At 57.8% G+C, this 15,808-nt stretch carries 18 protein-coding genes; 7 read left to right on the forward strand and 11 right to left on the reverse strand.

Features of this window, described 5'->3' with window-relative positions; genetic code table 11:
• Positions 1 to 2,469: a phenylalanine--tRNA ligase subunit beta gene (gene pheT / locus HKD32_RS10505; RefSeq protein WP_194257955.1), complete on the forward strand. Its 2,469-nt coding sequence runs from the start codon at positions 1 to 3 to the stop codon at positions 2,467 to 2,469.
• Positions 2,466 to 3,710, forward strand: coding sequence for a lipid-A-disaccharide synthase (gene lpxB, locus HKD32_RS10510; RefSeq protein ID WP_194257956.1), 1,245 nt, complete (start codon positions 2,466 to 2,468; stop codon positions 3,708 to 3,710). The genes pheT and lpxB overlap by 4 nt, the downstream gene beginning before the upstream one ends.
• Positions 3,711 to 3,717: 7 nt before the next feature.
• Here lpxB and trpS read toward each other — a convergent pair whose 3' ends face one another.
• From trpS to HKD32_RS10525, 3 genes are read right to left on the reverse strand one after another with little or no spacing between them, the layout of a single operon-like run.
• Entirely contained in the window at positions 3,718 to 4,707 is a 990-nt protein-coding gene (trpS, locus tag HKD32_RS10515; protein ID WP_062504693.1) for a tryptophan--tRNA ligase, read from the reverse strand.
• Positions 4,708 to 4,746: 39 nt separating this feature from the next.
• Positions 4,747 to 5,196: a c-type cytochrome gene (locus HKD32_RS10520; RefSeq protein ID WP_194257957.1), complete on the reverse strand. Its 450-nt coding sequence runs from the start codon at positions 5,194 to 5,196 to the stop codon at positions 4,747 to 4,749.
• Complete coding sequence (locus HKD32_RS10525) at positions 5,193 to 5,678, reverse strand: c-type cytochrome (RefSeq protein ID WP_337905523.1); 486 nt, start codon at positions 5,676 to 5,678, stop codon at positions 5,193 to 5,195. The genes HKD32_RS10520 and HKD32_RS10525 overlap by 4 nt, the downstream gene beginning before the upstream one ends.
• Before the next feature lie 96 nt (positions 5,679 to 5,774).
• Between HKD32_RS10525 and HKD32_RS10530 the strand changes: the two genes are divergently transcribed.
• Entirely contained in the window at positions 5,775 to 6,317 is a 543-nt protein-coding gene (locus HKD32_RS10530; protein ID WP_010501924.1) for a thymidine kinase, read from the forward strand.
• A 27-nt stretch (positions 6,318 to 6,344) separates the two neighbouring features.
• Here HKD32_RS10530 and HKD32_RS10535 read toward each other — a convergent pair whose 3' ends face one another.
• From HKD32_RS10535 to rlmN, 3 genes are all read right to left on the reverse strand, one after another.
• A complete protein-coding gene (locus tag HKD32_RS10535; RefSeq protein ID WP_034880451.1) occupies positions 6,345 to 6,833 on the reverse strand; it encodes an FKBP-type peptidyl-prolyl cis-trans isomerase in 489 nt (162 codons plus the stop codon).
• A gap of 23 nt (positions 6,834 to 6,856) precedes the next feature.
• Positions 6,857 to 8,089: an argininosuccinate synthase gene (locus HKD32_RS10540; protein WP_007282854.1), complete on the reverse strand. Its 1,233-nt coding sequence runs from the start codon at positions 8,087 to 8,089 to the stop codon at positions 6,857 to 6,859.
• A 72-nt stretch (positions 8,090 to 8,161) separates the two neighbouring features.
• Positions 8,162 to 9,373 (reverse strand): 23S rRNA (adenine(2503)-C(2))-methyltransferase RlmN, encoded by a 1,212-nt coding sequence (gene rlmN, locus HKD32_RS10545; protein ID WP_061928879.1) that lies wholly within the window; start codon positions 9,371 to 9,373, stop codon positions 8,162 to 8,164.
• 127 nt (positions 9,374 to 9,500) lie between these two features.
• Here rlmN and HKD32_RS10550 point away from each other — a divergent pair, with 127 nt between their 5' ends.
• Together HKD32_RS10550 and HKD32_RS10555 are read left to right on the forward strand one after the other, a co-directional pair.
• On the forward strand, positions 9,501 to 9,968 hold the full coding sequence (locus tag HKD32_RS10550; RefSeq protein ID WP_194257958.1) for a nuclear transport factor 2 family protein: 468 nt from the start codon (positions 9,501 to 9,503) through the stop codon (positions 9,966 to 9,968).
• The gene (locus HKD32_RS10555; RefSeq protein WP_061928874.1) at positions 9,965 to 10,540 is read left to right on the forward strand and encodes a TetR/AcrR family transcriptional regulator; all 576 of its coding nucleotides are present in this window, start codon (positions 9,965 to 9,967) and stop codon (positions 10,538 to 10,540) included. Before HKD32_RS10550 ends, HKD32_RS10555 begins: the two co-directional genes overlap by 4 nt.
• Here the strand turns inward: HKD32_RS10555 and HKD32_RS10560 are convergent.
• From HKD32_RS10560 to HKD32_RS10580, 5 genes are all read right to left on the reverse strand, one after another.
• The gene (locus HKD32_RS10560) at positions 10,500 to 11,255 is read right to left on the reverse strand and encodes a TlyA family RNA methyltransferase (RefSeq protein ID WP_061928872.1); all 756 of its coding nucleotides are present in this window, start codon (positions 11,253 to 11,255) and stop codon (positions 10,500 to 10,502) included. The two genes, HKD32_RS10555 and HKD32_RS10560, sit on opposite strands and share 41 nt — an antisense overlap.
• A gap of 3 nt (positions 11,256 to 11,258) precedes the next feature.
• Complete coding sequence (gene dxs / locus HKD32_RS10565) at positions 11,259 to 13,241, reverse strand: 1-deoxy-D-xylulose-5-phosphate synthase (protein ID WP_010501913.1); 1,983 nt, start codon at positions 13,239 to 13,241, stop codon at positions 11,259 to 11,261.
• A gap of 4 nt (positions 13,242 to 13,245) precedes the next feature.
• Positions 13,246 to 14,151, reverse strand: coding sequence for a polyprenyl synthetase family protein (locus HKD32_RS10570; protein ID WP_010501911.1), 906 nt, complete (start codon positions 14,149 to 14,151; stop codon positions 13,246 to 13,248).
• On the reverse strand, positions 14,148 to 14,399 hold the full coding sequence (locus HKD32_RS10575; RefSeq protein ID WP_010501909.1) for an exodeoxyribonuclease VII small subunit: 252 nt from the start codon (positions 14,397 to 14,399) through the stop codon (positions 14,148 to 14,150). The genes HKD32_RS10570 and HKD32_RS10575 overlap by 4 nt, the downstream gene beginning before the upstream one ends.
• Before the next feature lie 97 nt (positions 14,400 to 14,496).
• Positions 14,497 to 14,751, reverse strand: coding sequence for a sulfurtransferase TusA family protein (locus tag HKD32_RS10580; RefSeq protein WP_026017447.1), 255 nt, complete (start codon positions 14,749 to 14,751; stop codon positions 14,497 to 14,499).
• A gap of 137 nt (positions 14,752 to 14,888) precedes the next feature.
• Here HKD32_RS10580 and HKD32_RS10585 point away from each other — a divergent pair, with 137 nt between their 5' ends.
• Positions 14,889 to 15,233: a hypothetical protein gene (locus HKD32_RS10585; protein ID WP_010501904.1), complete on the forward strand. Its 345-nt coding sequence runs from the start codon at positions 14,889 to 14,891 to the stop codon at positions 15,231 to 15,233.
• Between the two features lie 12 nt (positions 15,234 to 15,245).
• Entirely contained in the window at positions 15,246 to 15,725 is a 480-nt protein-coding gene (locus tag HKD32_RS10590) for a hypothetical protein (RefSeq protein ID WP_010501902.1), read from the forward strand.
• Positions 15,726 to 15,808 lie beyond the last annotated feature (83 nt).

The following is a 15,808-nucleotide window of genomic DNA, read 5'->3' on the forward strand; positions in this document are numbered from 1 at the left end:
ATGAAGTTCTCTCTCTCCTGGCTGCGTGAACACCTTGATTTTACGGCTTCTTGTGAAGAGATCTGTGCGCGTCTGAACGGCATTGGTCTTGAAGTCGAAGGTGTGGAAAATCCAGCCGAGAAGCTCGCTGGCTTTCGGACCGCCAAAATTCTGGAAGCACATCGCCATCCGGATGCGGACCGTCTTCAGCTTTGCCGCGTGGCAGCTGGGGCAGGCTATGAAGACCTTCAGGTCGTTTGCGGCGCACCGAATGCACGCGCTGGCCTTCATGTGATTTTTGCACCTCCGGGCACTTATGTCCCGGGGCTCGATATCACCATCAAGAAGGGCAAGATCCGTGGCGAGGAAAGCGGCGGCATGCTGTGCTCCCTGCGCGAGCTTGGCCTCGGCGAGGAAAGCAACGGCATTGCCGAGTTGCCGGAAACGGCACCGATCGGTGAGGCTTATGCGACGTATGCCGAGCTTGATGACCCGGTCATTGAGATTGCGATTACGCCAAACCGTGGCGATGCGCTGAGCATTCGCGGCATCGCGCGTGACCTCGCAGCCGCAGGCATGGGGCATCTGAAACCGTGGTTAACGGAAGCCGTTGAAGGGGATTTCGAGTCTCCGATTACGTGGAAGACGGAAAATCCAGGCTGTCCCTATATCGTGGGGCGTGTCATTCGCGGCGTAAAGAATGGCCCCAGCCCAGAGTGGCTTCAGCGCCGACTGAAGGCCGTTGGTCTCAAGCCGATTTCCAGGCTGGTTGACGTCACGAATTACTTCACATTCGACCTTGGCCGTCCGCTGCATGTCTTTGATGTTGCGAAACTTTCTGGAAATACGCTGACCGTCACGCATGCTGCACGCGAGACATTCACGGCTCTGGATGGTAATGAATACGTCCTAGGCACGGATGATATGGTGATCGTCGATGATGCTGGGGTGCAGTCTCTTGCAGGCATTATGGGTGGTCAGCAGAGCGGCGTGGATGAGAACACGACAGATGTGTTTGTTGAAGCCGCTTTGTTCGATGCCGTTCGTATCGCCCTGACAGGTCGACGTCTGGCCATTCATACCGATGCGCGTCAGCGCTTCGAGCGTGGTATTGATCCAGCGTTGGTGCGGAGTGGCCTTGAAGCCGCCACCATCATGATCCGGGATCTCTGTGGTGGTGAACCAAGCGAAATCACGGAAGCTGGCGTGGTGCCAAACTGGAAGCGTACGGCGACTCTCCGTTTCGAGCGTTTGGCAACCCTGGGTGGCGTACAGATTCCGGCTGATGACGCTGTTCGCTCCCTGGAGCATCTCGGCTTTGAAGTTGTCGAGCGTGACGATGAGCGCGCGACATTCGCAGTTCCGTCCTGGAGGAATGACGTCGCGTCCGGACAGGTGCTGGCTCAGGCCGCAACACTGGACGAAGACGTTGCTGCCAAGGCTGCAGCCAGCGTGTCGCGCATGGAAGCGGAATGCGACCTGGTGGAAGAAGTGCTGCGCCTTTACGGGCTGGATGCTGTCCCTCCTGTCCCGCTTCCACAAACCGCGATGATTTCTGCACCTGCCGTAACGCCTCTGCAGGCGCGAACAGCACTCCTGCGCCGGATCTGTGCAGCGCGCGGCATGATGGAAACAGTTGGCTTCTCATTTGTCGCCAATGAAGATGCGGTCCTTTTCGGGGATGTGCCTGAGACGCAGCGTCTGTTGAACCCGATTGCAACCGATCTGGATCAGTTGCGTCCAACGCCACTCGTCAATCTGGCACGTGCTCTGGGTCGTAATCTGGCTCGCGGGTTGGGACTTTCCGGCGAAGGATCGCTCTTTGAGATTGGGCCCTGTTTTGACTTTGAGGGGCAGCATCTGCGTCTTGCCGGTCTGCGTAGCGGTTTGACGGCGCGTGAACCTGGTCGTGCAGCGCAGGAAGCGACGCTTTGGGATGCCAAGGCCGATCTGACAGCAGTTCTAAACGCATTGGGTGTGCCGGAAGCCTCGTTGTCCGTAACGGCAGACGCCCCCGGTTTCTACCATCCGGGTCGCTCTGGTCAGGTACGTCAGGGGCCGAAGCTCGTTCTCGGAACTTTCGGTGAGCTTCATCCTCGCGTGGCGCGTGCCCTTGGGCTGAGTGGAACGGTTGTAGCGTTTGAACTGTATCTGGATCGTATTCCGCAGCCGAAAGCTAAGAAGAAGTCCGCGCCTGTTCTGTCAGCACTTCAGCCCGTTCGTCGTGACTTCGCGTTCCTTGCCGGACCGGATGTCGAGGCACAGGGTGTTCTGAAGGCTGTTCGCATGGCGGATCGGAACCTCATTCAGGATGTGCGTCTCTTTGACGTCTTCGAAGGTGAAAGCCTGCCGGAAGGATATCGTTCGCTCGGTGTGGAGGTTGTTCTTCAGCCACAGACCGAGAGTCTGACCGAGGCTGGCCTTGAAGCGCTTTCCAAATCGGTGGAAGGTGCAGTTTTCAAGGCAACAGGGGCCACGCTGCGTCGATGAATTCTCTTGCAGACTCCGGATCAGGCGATCAGTCGATGAACAGGTCTTTCAAGTCGGGGGCGCCTGTTCCCCAGCATGGGCGTGTGATCTGGATTCTGGCAGGAGAAGCCAGCGGAGACGTGATTGGTGCACGTCTCATGCTGGCGCTGCATGCACAGGACCCGAGTCTGGTGTTTGCGGGGGTTGGCGGTGGCCGGATGGAAGCTTTGGGGCTGCATAGTCTGTTTCCCATGAGCGATCTGGCCGTCATGGGGCTGGTTGAGGTCCTGCCGAAGGTGAAGCATCTCAGGCAGCGTCTTCTTGAGGCTGTGCAGGATATTGAACTGCGCAAGCCTGACCTTGTTGTGACGATCGACAGTCCGGGCTTCGCACTTCGGCTGCTTCAGAAAATCGAAAACTCGGGGATCAAGCGCGTTCATTACGTTGCCCCTCAAGTCTGGGCCTGGCGTGAAAAGCGCGTAAAGGAGTTTCCGGGCCTTTGGGACAGGCTTCTGTGCCTTCTCCCGTTTGAGCCGGAATGGTTTGCGCAGCGGGGGCTGGAAGCGCGTTTTGTCGGGCATCCGGTCCTTCAGTCGGGTGTAAGACAGGGAAACGCCGCCCGTTTCCGGTGTCGGCATAATATTCCGGACAATGCGCCTGTTCTGATCCTGATGCCGGGAAGCCGGCGCTCTGAGGTTCCGAAACTGCTGCCCGTTTTCCGCAAAATGCTGGATATTCTTCGCAAGACGCATCCGGATATCTGCCCGGTTATTCCAGTCGCACCTGTCATTGCACCAACGGTGCGAAACCTGATCCGGAAATGGCCGGTGCAGCCCCATATCGTGACGGACATTCATGACAAACATGATGCGTTCGCGGCCGCTCAGGGCGCGCTGACGAAATCTGGGACGTCCACCCTTGAGCTGGCTATGGGCAATGTTCCCATGGTGGTCACATACCGCGTCAATCCCGTGACAGCGATGATGGCACGTCGGATGATCAAGGTGCCGTATGTCGCCATGGTCAATCTGCTGGCTGGCCGGGAAGTGGTTCCTGAAATGCTTCAGGAAAACTGCACGCCTGAAAAATTGGCTGCAACGATTGGCAGGCTGCTGGACGATCCTGCGGCGGCTGATAAGCAGCGTATCGCGTTTGCGGAAGTGCTTGAAAAACTTTCGCCGCCCGTTGGAACTCCAGCGGATGCAGCGGCGTCCGAAATCATGGACCTTCTGGATGAGCCGGTTTCCCGGTCATCCAGATAAAACCTGTTTAGCGAATAAAGCCGACCAGACGCTCGGCTTCCTGAACGATTGGTTCGGAGATTTCGCGCGCGCGATCAGCGCCCGCGCGCAGGACGGAGATGATATGGTCTTCGTTCTGCATCAGGCGTGCGGTCTCGGTAGCCACGGGACCAATTTTCTCCACCAGAAGATCTGCCAGAGCACTCTTGAACGGTCCAAAACCCTCGCCACCAAAGCGCGCCAGAACGTCAGACATCGTTTCTCCTGACATTGCGGCGTAGATCGCCACCAGATTGCGTGCTTCTGCACGGTCGCCAAGTCCTTCAACTTCACTCGGCAGAACTTCGGAATCTGTCTTGGCGCGGCGGATCTTGAGAGCAATTTCATCCGGCGTATCGGTCAGGACAATCCGGCTCTGCTCGGATGGGTCCGACTTGGACATTTTCTTCGTACCATCGCGCAGACTCATGACGCGGGCTGCTGCTGGCGGAATGAATGCCTCGATTTGCGGGAAGAAGTCCGTGCCCATGTCATGATTGAACTTTTGGGCTATGTCATTGGCCAGTTCGATATGCTGCTTCTGGTCATCGCCAACCGGCACGCGGGTGGCATGGAACGCCAGAATGTCAGCGGCCATCAGGTTCGGATAGACATACAGACCAGCAGAATGGTTTTCTCGGTTCTTGCCTGCTTTGTCCTTGAACTGGGTCATGCGGTTCAGCCAGCCGAGGCGGGAGACGCAGTTGAAAATCCAGCCGAGACGGGCATGGGCGCTAACGGCAGACTGGTTGTAGAGGCGCGTCGGCTCAATGCCTGTTGCCAGAAGGCACGCGGCGGAACCAAGGGTCTGCTTCCGGAGGTCTTCCGGAGTCCAGGGCATCGTGAGGGAATGCATGTCCACGAGGCAGAAAACGCAGTCATGGTCTGCCTGCATGGCGGCCCAGTTGCGGATGGCGCCCAGGTAGTTACCCAGATGAGGAATACCGGTCGGCTGAATGCCGGAAAATACACGCTGCATGATGAACTCAGTCTTCAGCTTTGGGGAAAATCAATGTCCTCATGGAAGCGGGTGCTTCTGATTGAGGATCTGGCGTTCTTGATAACTTGTTGCGGGGTCGCCCGGTTGGGCGCGGACGCTGGCGACCTCGGCTGCCGTAAGGGCAGGTGTGGGTTTGCTCTGACCCCGGACGATCAGCCAGTTCAGGACGTCGGCGATCTGCTGATCACTGAGGCGATCACGGTAAGCGGGCATGGAATAGTCATAACGATACCCCTGCGTGTCAAAACGGCCGCGAAGTCCGTTTAAAAGAACCGTCGCAAGGTAATGGCGGCCTTCCGGCGTCTGGGCAATGACGTCCAGCCGATTAACCAGGGGCGGCGTTTCGCCCGGCATACCGCTACCACCATGATGGCAAATTCCGCAGTTTGGGCCGTAAACGGCTTGTCCAGCCGGCTTCTTTCCACAAGAGGTCAGAGCAAGGCAGAGAGGAAGAGCGATCCGTTTCATGGCAGAAGCGTCTGCTGTTCCAGTTTCTGGCGTTCGAGCAGAACTTCTTCGGGAGAAAGCGGATGTTTGCGCTCTTCAGCGATTTCTGCGGCTGTAAAGGTCGGGCCACCGGAGGACATTTCCTGACTGGCCACAAATGTCAGGATCCGTGCGATTTCATCGTCAGGAAGTCGGTGAAATGACGGCATAGAGCTGTTGTAGGATGCGCCGCCTGCGGTAATGGGGCCATCAAGACCATTCAACAGCACATGAATGATGTAGCGGTGGCCTTCTGGCGTCAGTGCGATATGGCCGACCCGACCAAAGATCGGAGCGACGGCCCGGACCTGCCCATGTCCACCATGATGGCAGATGCTGCATTCATTCGAATATTCGCGAGGCGCCTGTTCACGATTTTCCCAGGCATGACCGACGACAAATGCAATCGCCAGAAAAATGGCGATAAACAGGGGAAGCCGGATTGCGGGGTCTAATCTGATCACGGACTGTTTGTCGCATTTTCAGACCGCATTCAGCAAGGGCGGGTCTTGGCAAATCCGTCCTGATAGGGCTCATGGGCGCTATCGAAGGGAGAAAGCATGAGCAGCAAGGGACGTCTGGTACTGTATGTGGGGCCAATGTTTGCAGGAAAATCCTCGCATCTGATCAAGGCCGCAGCTGCGCATGAGCGTGTTCTTGCTCTCAAGCCGGGATTCGATACGCGGGATGGCGCCGAACTGGTGAGCCGGGACGGGTCACATTTTGCTGCCCAATCCGTGCGCCAGTGGCCTTCACAGGCGGATGAATACGATCATATCGTGCTGGACGAAGTACAGTTCATGGTCGCTCCGCATTATGAGGGCGATATTGTTGCTGAATTGCAGGCTGCGAAACTGCGTGGGGCAATAGTGACTGTTGGCGGGCTGGATAGCGATTATCGGCAGCAGCCGTTCGAAATCGTGTCAAAGCTGATGCAGTTTGCCGACGATATCATTCATCTTGAGGCCCGGTGCCATACCTGCAACGATCCTGCACGCTGGACGGCCAAGACGCATGAAACAGGGCGTCTTCTAGAGACGGGCGATCAGGAACTTTATGAAGCGCGGTGCAATGCACACTGGTGCCTTCCAGAAAAGCCCTGAGGCTTCTCTGGAAGGGTAGGGCAGTTTTTACTGCTGCCCGTTGTTGACGCCCAGAAGCTGGATCTTGAAGATCAGCGGGCTGTTCGGCGGAATGATGCCCATGGAGCGCTTGCCATAACCTAGCTTGGCGGGAAGGTAGAGCATCCACTCATCTCCGACATGCATCATGGGTAGCGCTTCAAGCCAGCCTTCGACCAGACCATCCAGCGGCATTTCCATGTAAGCGCCGTTACCATGCTGGTCGGAACTGTCAAAAATGCCCCCATCCGGCAGACGGCCTTCATAGATCACCATCATGGTAGAGCCACGATGCGGGCTTTCTCCGTCCTTTGGCCCTGATTTCAGAACCTTGTAAGACAGCCCGTCGGGGAGGGTCTTGACGCCCGGTTCTGCCCGCACTTTTGCCATGAACTGCTCAGGCGTCAGTTCAGGCGCGTCTTCTTTGTGTCCGGCACACCCCGCAAGGAGTGCACCACAAAGGGTCAGGGCTGATGTAAGGCGAAACAGGCTGGTCATGGTCCCCCGCAACTGGTTATGGATCAGAGTGCGCCACCGCGACGGCCAATCTGGCCACCGAGACGCAGGCGCAGTGCGTTGAGCTTGATGAAACCCTGCGCATCCTGCTGATTATACGCGCCTTCGTCGTCCTCGAATGTCACAACGCGGGTATCGTACAGGCTGTTCGGGCTCTCGCGACCGACGCAAACGACGTTGCCCTTGTAGAGTTTCATGCGGACGCGACCGTTGACGGAATGCTGACTGGCATCAATCAGGGCCTGAAGCATGCGGCGCTCCGGCGAGAACCAGAAGCCGTTATAGATCAGCTCGGCATAGCGCGGCATGATGCTGTCCTTGAGATGGGCAGCTTCGCGGTCCAGCGTGATGCTCTCGATAGAGCGGTGAGCAGCCAGAAGGATCGTGCCACCCGGCGTTTCGTAGATGCCGCGGGACTTCATGCCCACAAAGCGGTTCTCCACGATGTCCAGACGGCCAATGCCGTTCTCACGACCCAGCTCGTTCAGGCGTGTCAGCAGTGTTGCCGGGCTCATGGCCACGCCATTGATGGCAACCGGGTCACCGTTGACGAAGTCGATGCTGATTTCCGTCGCCTTGTCCGGCGCAGCTTCCGGAGAAATCGTGCGCTGGAAGACGATTTCGTCAGGTGCCACAGCTGGGTCTTCGAGCAGTTTGCCTTCGGACGAGGAGTGCAGAAGGTTGGCGTCAACAGAGAACGGGGCTTCGCCGCGCTTGTCCTTCGTGACGGGGATCTGGTTTTCTTCTGCAAACTCAAGCAGCTTCGTCCGGGATGTCAGCTCCCACTCACGCCATGGGGAAATGACCTTCACGTCCGGCTTCAGAGCATAATAGCCGAGCTCGAAACGGACCTGATCGTTGCCCTTGCCGGTTGCGCCGTGAGCCACAGCATCAGCGCCAACAGCTTCGGCGATTTCGATCTGGCGCTTGGCGATCAGCGGGCGGGCGATGGACGTGCCGAGCAGGTACTGGCCTTCATAAACCGTGTTCGCACGGAACATCGGGAAGACGTAGTCCTTGACGAAGGTCTCGCGCAGATCTTCGACGAAGATTTCCTTCACGCCGAACATCTCGGCCTTTTTGCGGGCTGGCTCCAGCTCTTCGCCCTGACCCAGGTCAGCCGTAAAGGTCACGACCTCGCAGTTATAGGTCTTCTGGAGCCATCGGAGGATGACCGAAGTGTCCAGCCCGCCGGAATAGGCGAGAACGACTTTCTTGACGTCCTGATGGGCGCTCATAACTGCGTGGTCCTTATGGTTTTCGTTCGGAAGGCGTTTCTAGCATCCCGCGTTCGTGAGGGAAACCGGGCGTCAGGCGGTTTTGCGCTGACGCTCGCTTTCGGTCTTGAGCTGCCCACAGGCCGCAAGAATGTCCTGCCCACGTGGGGTACGGATCGGAGAGGCAAAGCCTGCATCCATCACGATTTTCGCAAACTTTGCGAGTTGCTCTCGTGTAGACGGCTTGAAGTCTGAACCAGGCCATGGGTTGAACGGGATCAGGTTGACCTTGGCTGGCATGTCCTTGATCAGGCGGACCAGTTCGCGGGCATCGGCTTCGCTGTCATTGACGCCGCGCAGCATGATGTATTCGAACGTGATTCGGCGGGAATTCGACGCTGCCGGATAGCGTCTGCAGGCCGCCATGAGTTCTTCGATCGGATATTTCCGGTTCAGCGGGACGATCTGATCGCGTAGATCGTTCGTGACGGCGTGGAGGGAGATGGCAAGATTGATGCCGAGTTCATCGCCGCAGCGGTCCATCATCGGGACGACACCGGATGTGGACAGCGTGATGCGGCGGCGCGACAGAGCAATGCCTTCACCATCCATGATGATGCGCATGGCCTTGGCCACGTTGTCATAATTATAGAGCGGCTCACCCATTCCCATCAAAACGATGGTGGACAGGAAGCGCGGCATGTCTGCGCTCGGGCTTGGCCATTCCTTGTAGCTGTCCCGTGCTGCCATGAACTGGCCGACGATTTCTGCCGGTCCCAGATTGCGGACGAGCTTCTGGGTTCCGGTATGACAGAATGTGCAGGAGAGGGTGCAGCCGACCTGCGAAGAAATGCACACCGCCCCACGGTCTTCCTTGCGATCCGGAATGTAAACCGTCTCGGCTTCCTGTCCGTCCCGGAAACGGAAAAGGAATTTGCGGGTGGCATCGACGGATGTCTGTTCCGTCGTTGTCGTGGGACGGCCGACGATGAAGTGTTCTGCCAGTTTGGCCTGAAGCGGCTTGGCAATGGTGCTCATTTTTGAAAAATCAGTCGCGCCCTGGTGGTAGATCCAGTGCCAGATCTGCTTGGCCCGGAATGGCTTTTCGCCAATTTCGGTCATCAGGGTGGCAAGTTCCTCACGCGACATGCCAACCAGATCGCGGCGGCCATCTTCCAGCCGTGCTTCCGGCGGAGCAAAGAGGGCGGATTTCGCGCGGATACGCTCTCGCTCTGCTTCGTTCAGATCATCTGAAGCGACGGAGTTGATGCGCGGGCGGGTATCTGGGTGTGTCAGGACGGTCATGGCGGCGGACCCATAGCACGGAGAGAGCGCGGATTTCCAAAGGAAAGTGAGTCTTGATGCAATGGGATGGACTCTTTGTACCGATCGGTACAAATTGGGCTTATCCTTTTAATCAGGAAACTTCACTATGAACGTCAGACTACCTTTGCCACCGTTCACGCGTGAAACGGCCATACAGAAAGTTCGTGCTGCAGAAGATGCATGGAATGGTCAGTGCCCGGAGCGGGTAGCTCTGGCCTACTCGCAGGATAGCTGTTGGCGAAATCGGGATGAATTTCTCGCTGGTCGGGTGGAAATTACGGCATTTCTCATCCGGAAGTGGGAACGGGAACTTGAATACTGCTTGATCAAGGAGCTTTGGGCATTTGATGGAAACAGGATCGCGGTACGGTTTGCTTATGAATGGCGCGATCAGAGTGGTCAGTGGTGGCGTTCTTATGGAAACGAAAACTGGCGCTTCAATGATGCCGGGCTGATGGATGAACGGCATGCCAGTATCAATGACGTTCGGATTGGAGACTCAGAGCGTTTATTCCGTTGGGAAGAATCGGTGCGGCCTGATTTTCATCCAGGGCTGAGTGAGATGGGTCTGTGACGACTTCTTCCCGTCGGGACCGTGATCCAGTTCTTCAGGCAATTGCTGAGGTCTTCCGGCACCATGGATATGAGGGGACTTCTCTTAGTCGTTTGACCACCGCAACCGGGCTGGGAAAGGGGAGCCTTTATAACCTTTTTCCGCATGGGAAAGGGCAGATGGCCACCGAAGTGCTGGCTCATATCCAGCGATGGTTTGAGACAGAAATTTTTGTGCCGCTTAAAGTGACTGAAAACCCGTCGGCGGGAATTGAGCGCATGTTTCGGAGTACGGAACAGTATTTCCAGTCAGGTCAGAGAATTTGCCTCATGGGCCTTATGGCATTGGATGGGGACACGCCGTTCGGGAAACAGATTCAGGCTTATTTTTCTGACTGGCAGACTGCTCTGGCTTCAGCGATTTACAAAGCTGGAAAGTCGCGGAAGGACGCTATTGATCTTGCGGAAGAGATTGTCAGTGGGATTCAGGGTGCTCTGGTTCTGGCACACGCGCAATCCGATGCAGGAATTTTCCTGCGTCGGATGCAGTCATTCAGGCGTCGGCTGGAATTTCCGTGCGACGGGCTGCAATAAGAAACTCCCGATTGCCTTCGGGGCCAGTAATCGGGCTGGCTTCGATTCCAAGGACTTCCCAGCCGGGGAGTGAGGCAAACCAGTCCCGGATTTCGGCGCAGACACGGTTATGGACAGCCGGATCTCGCACCACACCTTTGGCGCCCACTTCGCCGCGACCAGCCTCGAACTGAGGCTTGATCAGTGCAATGGCCCATGCGTCAGGCGTTGTAAGAGCCAGAGCGGCAGGAAGGACTGTCTTGAGGCCGATGAAACTTGCGTCACAGACGACAATGCCAGCCGGTTCTGGGATTTGCTCCGCCGTGAGGGCGCGGGCATTCGTCTTTTCCATGACGACGACCCGCTCGTCGGAGCGGATCTTCCATGAAAGCTGACCGTGCCCGACGTCGACGGCATAGACCTTGCTGGCGCCATGGGTCAGCAGAACATCTGTAAAGCCGCCTGTGGAGGCGCCGACATCAATGGCGATACGGCCTTTCGGGTCCAGCCCAAAATGCTCGATGCCATGAATGAGCTTCAAGCCACCGCGGGACACCCAGGGATGATCCTGCCCTTTGAGGGATAAGGGAGCATCCTCGGGAATCTGGTCACCAGCCTTCGCGATGCGCCTGTCCCCATTATAGGCCAGACCCGCCATGATGAGGGCCTGGGCGCGGGTCCGGCTTTCGACCAGCCCCCGATCAACGAGGAGCTGGTCTGCGCGGCGTTTGGCCATGGATCAGGCGGACTGCTGGGCGACTTCAACGCCCAGCGCTGCAGCCGCAGTTCTGACGATATGCGGAGCTGTCAGACCAGCTTCGTCGTACTGAACGTCCGGGTTGTTATGGTCGATGTATTTGTCTGGCAGTGCCATCGGACGGAACTTCACCGTATCCAGCTTGCCGGTTTCAGCAAGGTGCTGAACGACCAGGCTGCTAAAGCCGCCGATAGCGCCTTCTTCCAACGTGATCAGCACGTCATGCTGGGCCACCAGATCGTCTACCAGCTTGGTGTCGATCGGCTTGGCGAAGCGTGCATCTGCGACTGTTACGGCGACGCCCTGTGCGGCAAGCTGGTCTGCTGCGCGAAGGGATTCATGCAGACGGGTACCCAGCGACAGGATGGCGACACCGGAACGTGTGCCCGGAGCCTGACGAGACTCGCGAACGATACGACCCTTACCGATTTCCAGAACTTCGCCCTTTTCAGGAAGGTCCAGACCAATGCCGCTGCCGCGCGGGTAACGGAAGGCGATCGGACCAGCATCGTATTCGCAGGCCGTGGCGGTCGCATGGAGCAGTTCGATTTCGTCAGACGGTGCCATGACGACCATGTTCGGCAGACAGCACAGGTAGTTCAGGTCAAAGGAACCGGCATGCGTTGCGCCGTCAGCGCCAACGAGACCTGCGCGGTCGATCGCAAAGCGAACTGGCAGGTTCTGCAGAGCAACGTCATGGACGACCTGATCGTAGGCGCGCTGAAGGAACGTCGAATAGATTGCGCAGAACGGACGCAGACCTTCGGAGGCGATACCGGCGGCAAACGTGACGGCGTGCTGCTCTGCAATGCCGACGTCGAAGAAACGGTCAGGATAGGCTTTTGCGAAAGCTGTTAGGCCGGTGCCGGACGGCATGGCGGCCGTGACTGTGACAAGCTTGTCGTCGGTCTTGGCGCGGCGCATCAGTTCGCGGCTGAAAACGGACGTATAGCTTGGCGGACCAGCTGGTGCCTTCTTCTGCTCACCCGTCACAACATTGAACTTGCTAACGGCATGGTACTTGTCGCCTGCAGCTTCGGCAGGCTTATAGCCACGACCCTTTTCCGTGATGATGTGGAGCAGGATCGGCCCCTGATCGTCCGCATCACGGAGGTTGCGCAGGATGGGAACAAGCTGGCTCATGTCATGGCCATCAACCGGGCCGACATAATAGAAGCCGAGTTCTTCAAACAGCGTGCCGCCAGTGATCATGCCACGGGCATATTCTTCGGCGCGCTTGGCTGTGCGCTCGATCTTGCCAGGCAGGCGCTTGGCGACCTTGCCAGCCAGATCTCGCAGGCCGAAGAACTGGCGTGAGGACATCAGGCGCGACAGGTAGTTCGACATTGAACCGACCGGGGGCGCGATCGACATTTCGTTGTCGTTCAGCACCACGATCAGGCGGTTTGCGCCTGGCCCTGCAACGGCGGCGTTGTTCATGGCTTCGTAAGCCATGCCAGCAGAAATGGAACCGTCACCGATGACCGCAATCACGTTGCGTTCGTGGTAGCTCGGATCTTTTTCGGCGTGGAGATGATGCGCCACAGCCATGCCGAGACCGGCGGAAATGGATGTGGAGGAATGTGCTGCACCGAACGGGTCGTATTCGCTTTCCGCGCGACGGGTGAAACCGGACAGACCTTCTGGCTGACGCAGCGTACGGATGCGATCACGACGGCCCGTCAGGATTTTGTGCGGGTACGCCTGATGGCCAACATCCCAGATGATCCGGTCATCAGGCGTGTTGAATACGGCGTGCAGCGCGACGGTCAGTTCGACGACGCCAAGCGACGCACCAAGATGGCCGCCGGTCGTGGAAACGGCGTCAACCGTTTCTGAGCGCAGTTCGTCAGCAAGCTGCTTGAGCTGATCGACGGAAAGATTCCGCATGTCTGATGGCAGCGTTACGCGGTCCAGAACCGGATAGCGGCCGTAAGTAGGAATCGTAGAAGACGAGTTGCTCATGAAATCAGTTCCTGCGCTCGACGACGTAGTCTGCAAGGGCCCTAAGGGCTGCGGCCTGTGCGCCGAAAGATGAAAGGGCCTCCCGGGCCTGATCGCTCAGGCGGCGGGCCTCGGCGCGGGCTCCGTCAATGCCGAGCAGGGAGACATAGGTTGATTTTCCGCTGGCTTCATCCTTGCCAGCAGTTTTGCCGAGTTCCTCGGCGCTTGCGGTCGTGTCCAGAACATCGTCAGCGACCTGAAAAGCCGTTCCAAGATCACGACCATAAGCGACGATGGCGTCCCGGCGTTCATCGTTCACACCAGCCAGAATGGCGCCAGACTCGGCTGCGTATCGGATCAGGGCGCCTGTCTTCAGAGCGTGAAGGCGGCGGACGTCGTTCAGCGGCAGGGCGCGGCCTTCACCGCGGATATCCACGACCTGACCACCGACCATGCCAGCCGCGCCGGAAGCACGGGCCAGAGCGAGGGCCAGATTGGCGCGGATTGTGGCATCCGGGCTGGTTTCAGGTTCAACGAGGATTTCGAACGCGCGTGTTTGGAGAGCATCGCCAGCGAGAATAGCGATCGCTTCGTCAAACTGGCGGTGCGTTGAGGGCTGTCCGCGGCGCAGATCATCGTCATCCATGGAAGGGAGATCGTCATGCACCAGCGAGTAGGCGTGCAGCATCTCGACGGACGCCGCAACGCGCAGTGCGGCCTGACGATCCGCCCCAAACAGGGAAGCAACTTCTACGGCCAGAAAGCCGCGCAGACGCTTGCCGCCGCCGAGGGAGGCGTAGCGCATGGCTTCAAGAAGAACGGATTCGTCACCCGGGACCATTGGGAGCAGAGCGTCGATTGTCGCTTCAATATCCGTGCAGGCGTGGGCGAGAGCCTCCTTGAGGGAGGTGGACGTGGTGGTGGCACTCATCGGCCGGTCTCTCCGGTATCGGCAAGAGGCTCCGTGCCTGTGCTGCCGTCATCGTTCTGCACGATGGCACGCACACGCATTTCGGCCTCTCCCAGCTTTGCATCGCAGTGTTTGCGCAGGGCAGCACCGCGCTCATAGGCTGAAATGGCGTCTTCAAGCTTCATCTGTCCGCCCTCAAGACCACGGACGATCCGCTCCAGCTCGGAGAGAGCCTCTTCGAAAGACATGGCATCAATAGGTTCGGGCATGGAAAGCCTCAGGACATGTTTTGGAAACAAGGTAGCGAGGGATTACAGCCAGATGACAGCTTTTGCCAGCCCTGTGCACGGGAACGGGGGAGTTTCCTCAGAAGGGTTGCGTTTCTGCACGCCTGCGGATGACGAAGGACAGGACGCCTGCGCTTTCGGTAAAGGCGACAAGGGCATGTCCTGTTTCACGGCAGTAAGACTGGAAATCTGCCACCGAGGCGCGATCTGTCGCCAGAATGCGAAGGCGGGCGCCGGGCGTCATGTCGCGGAGCGCACGGTTCGCCTTGAGAACAGGCATGGGGCAGGCGAGACCGCGCAGGTCCAGCAGGGTCTCCGTCGGAGGTAATGTCATGGTGTCCGTTATGCCCCGGCATGGATCGCGGGCCAAGAGATCGTTTTTCCGTTGCTGGAATGTGAGGATTTTTCTATATTTGTGGCTTAATGCCATAAAGCGTCCTTCGGGGCGCTTTTTCTGTTTTTGGAGAATGTATGGAAAAGCAGGTGTGCGAGAGCCCATCGGTTTCTGAGGGAAATGAGCGCCGTGCATATACGTTGCGGGTTCTGGAAGACCGGGTTCTGCGGTTGGAAACTGTGGCTGGGGGACTGTCTGATCGGTACGAGCAACTGCGGACAGAAATGCGTCAGGAGATCAGTTCTCTTCGTAACCAGATGAAATCTCTTGAGACCAAGGTGGATGACGGTAACAGAATTGTGAATGGAAAATTGGACCGTCTGATCGGTGGACGTGCGGTTCTGACGGCGCTTGTGACATTGGCGACATCTATTCTTGGTACAGGGATGGTGCATTTTGCCCTATCCCTGAGTACGCATTGAGGGGGCGGCATCATGACTGGACTTGATGTTGGTCAACTCAAGCATTGCGTCGTTGATCCCACGCTGACGGGTCTTGGACTCGGGGGAGCCGCGGCTGTTAACCTCCTGACTGGAACGGCGCTTGCAGAAAGTCGGGGCATGTATCTGAAGCAGGTCGGCGGAGGGCCTGCGCTTGGACTGTGGCAGATGGAACCAGCAACACATGACGACTGCTGGAATAACTTTCTTCGTTTCCCAGTTGGCAAACGCCTTGGTGGTCTTCTGGAGGAGATGCTGGCGCCCGATCTGCCCCGTAGCGCCCAGATGATTACAAACCTGCGATATGCCTGCGCGATGGCCCGTATTCGTTTTTATCGCGTGAAAGAGGCTCTGCCGGGTGCGAACGACCCTTATGCCCTCAGTCGCTATCATAAGGTGCATTATAATACGGTTTTGGGGGCGGCTGACCTTGCCGCTAACGCCGTTTATTTCAAAGCGGCATTGCAGGCATAAATTAATGAGCGATGCCGGGGACTTGTATGCATCACGCTCCCGACACCGCAGACCTGACCTTAAACCGCCTTATTATGACAGAA

It is taken from the genome of Gluconobacter japonicus (assembly GCF_015244665.1).
GTDB lineage: Bacteria > Pseudomonadota > Alphaproteobacteria > Acetobacterales > Acetobacteraceae > Gluconobacter > Gluconobacter japonicus.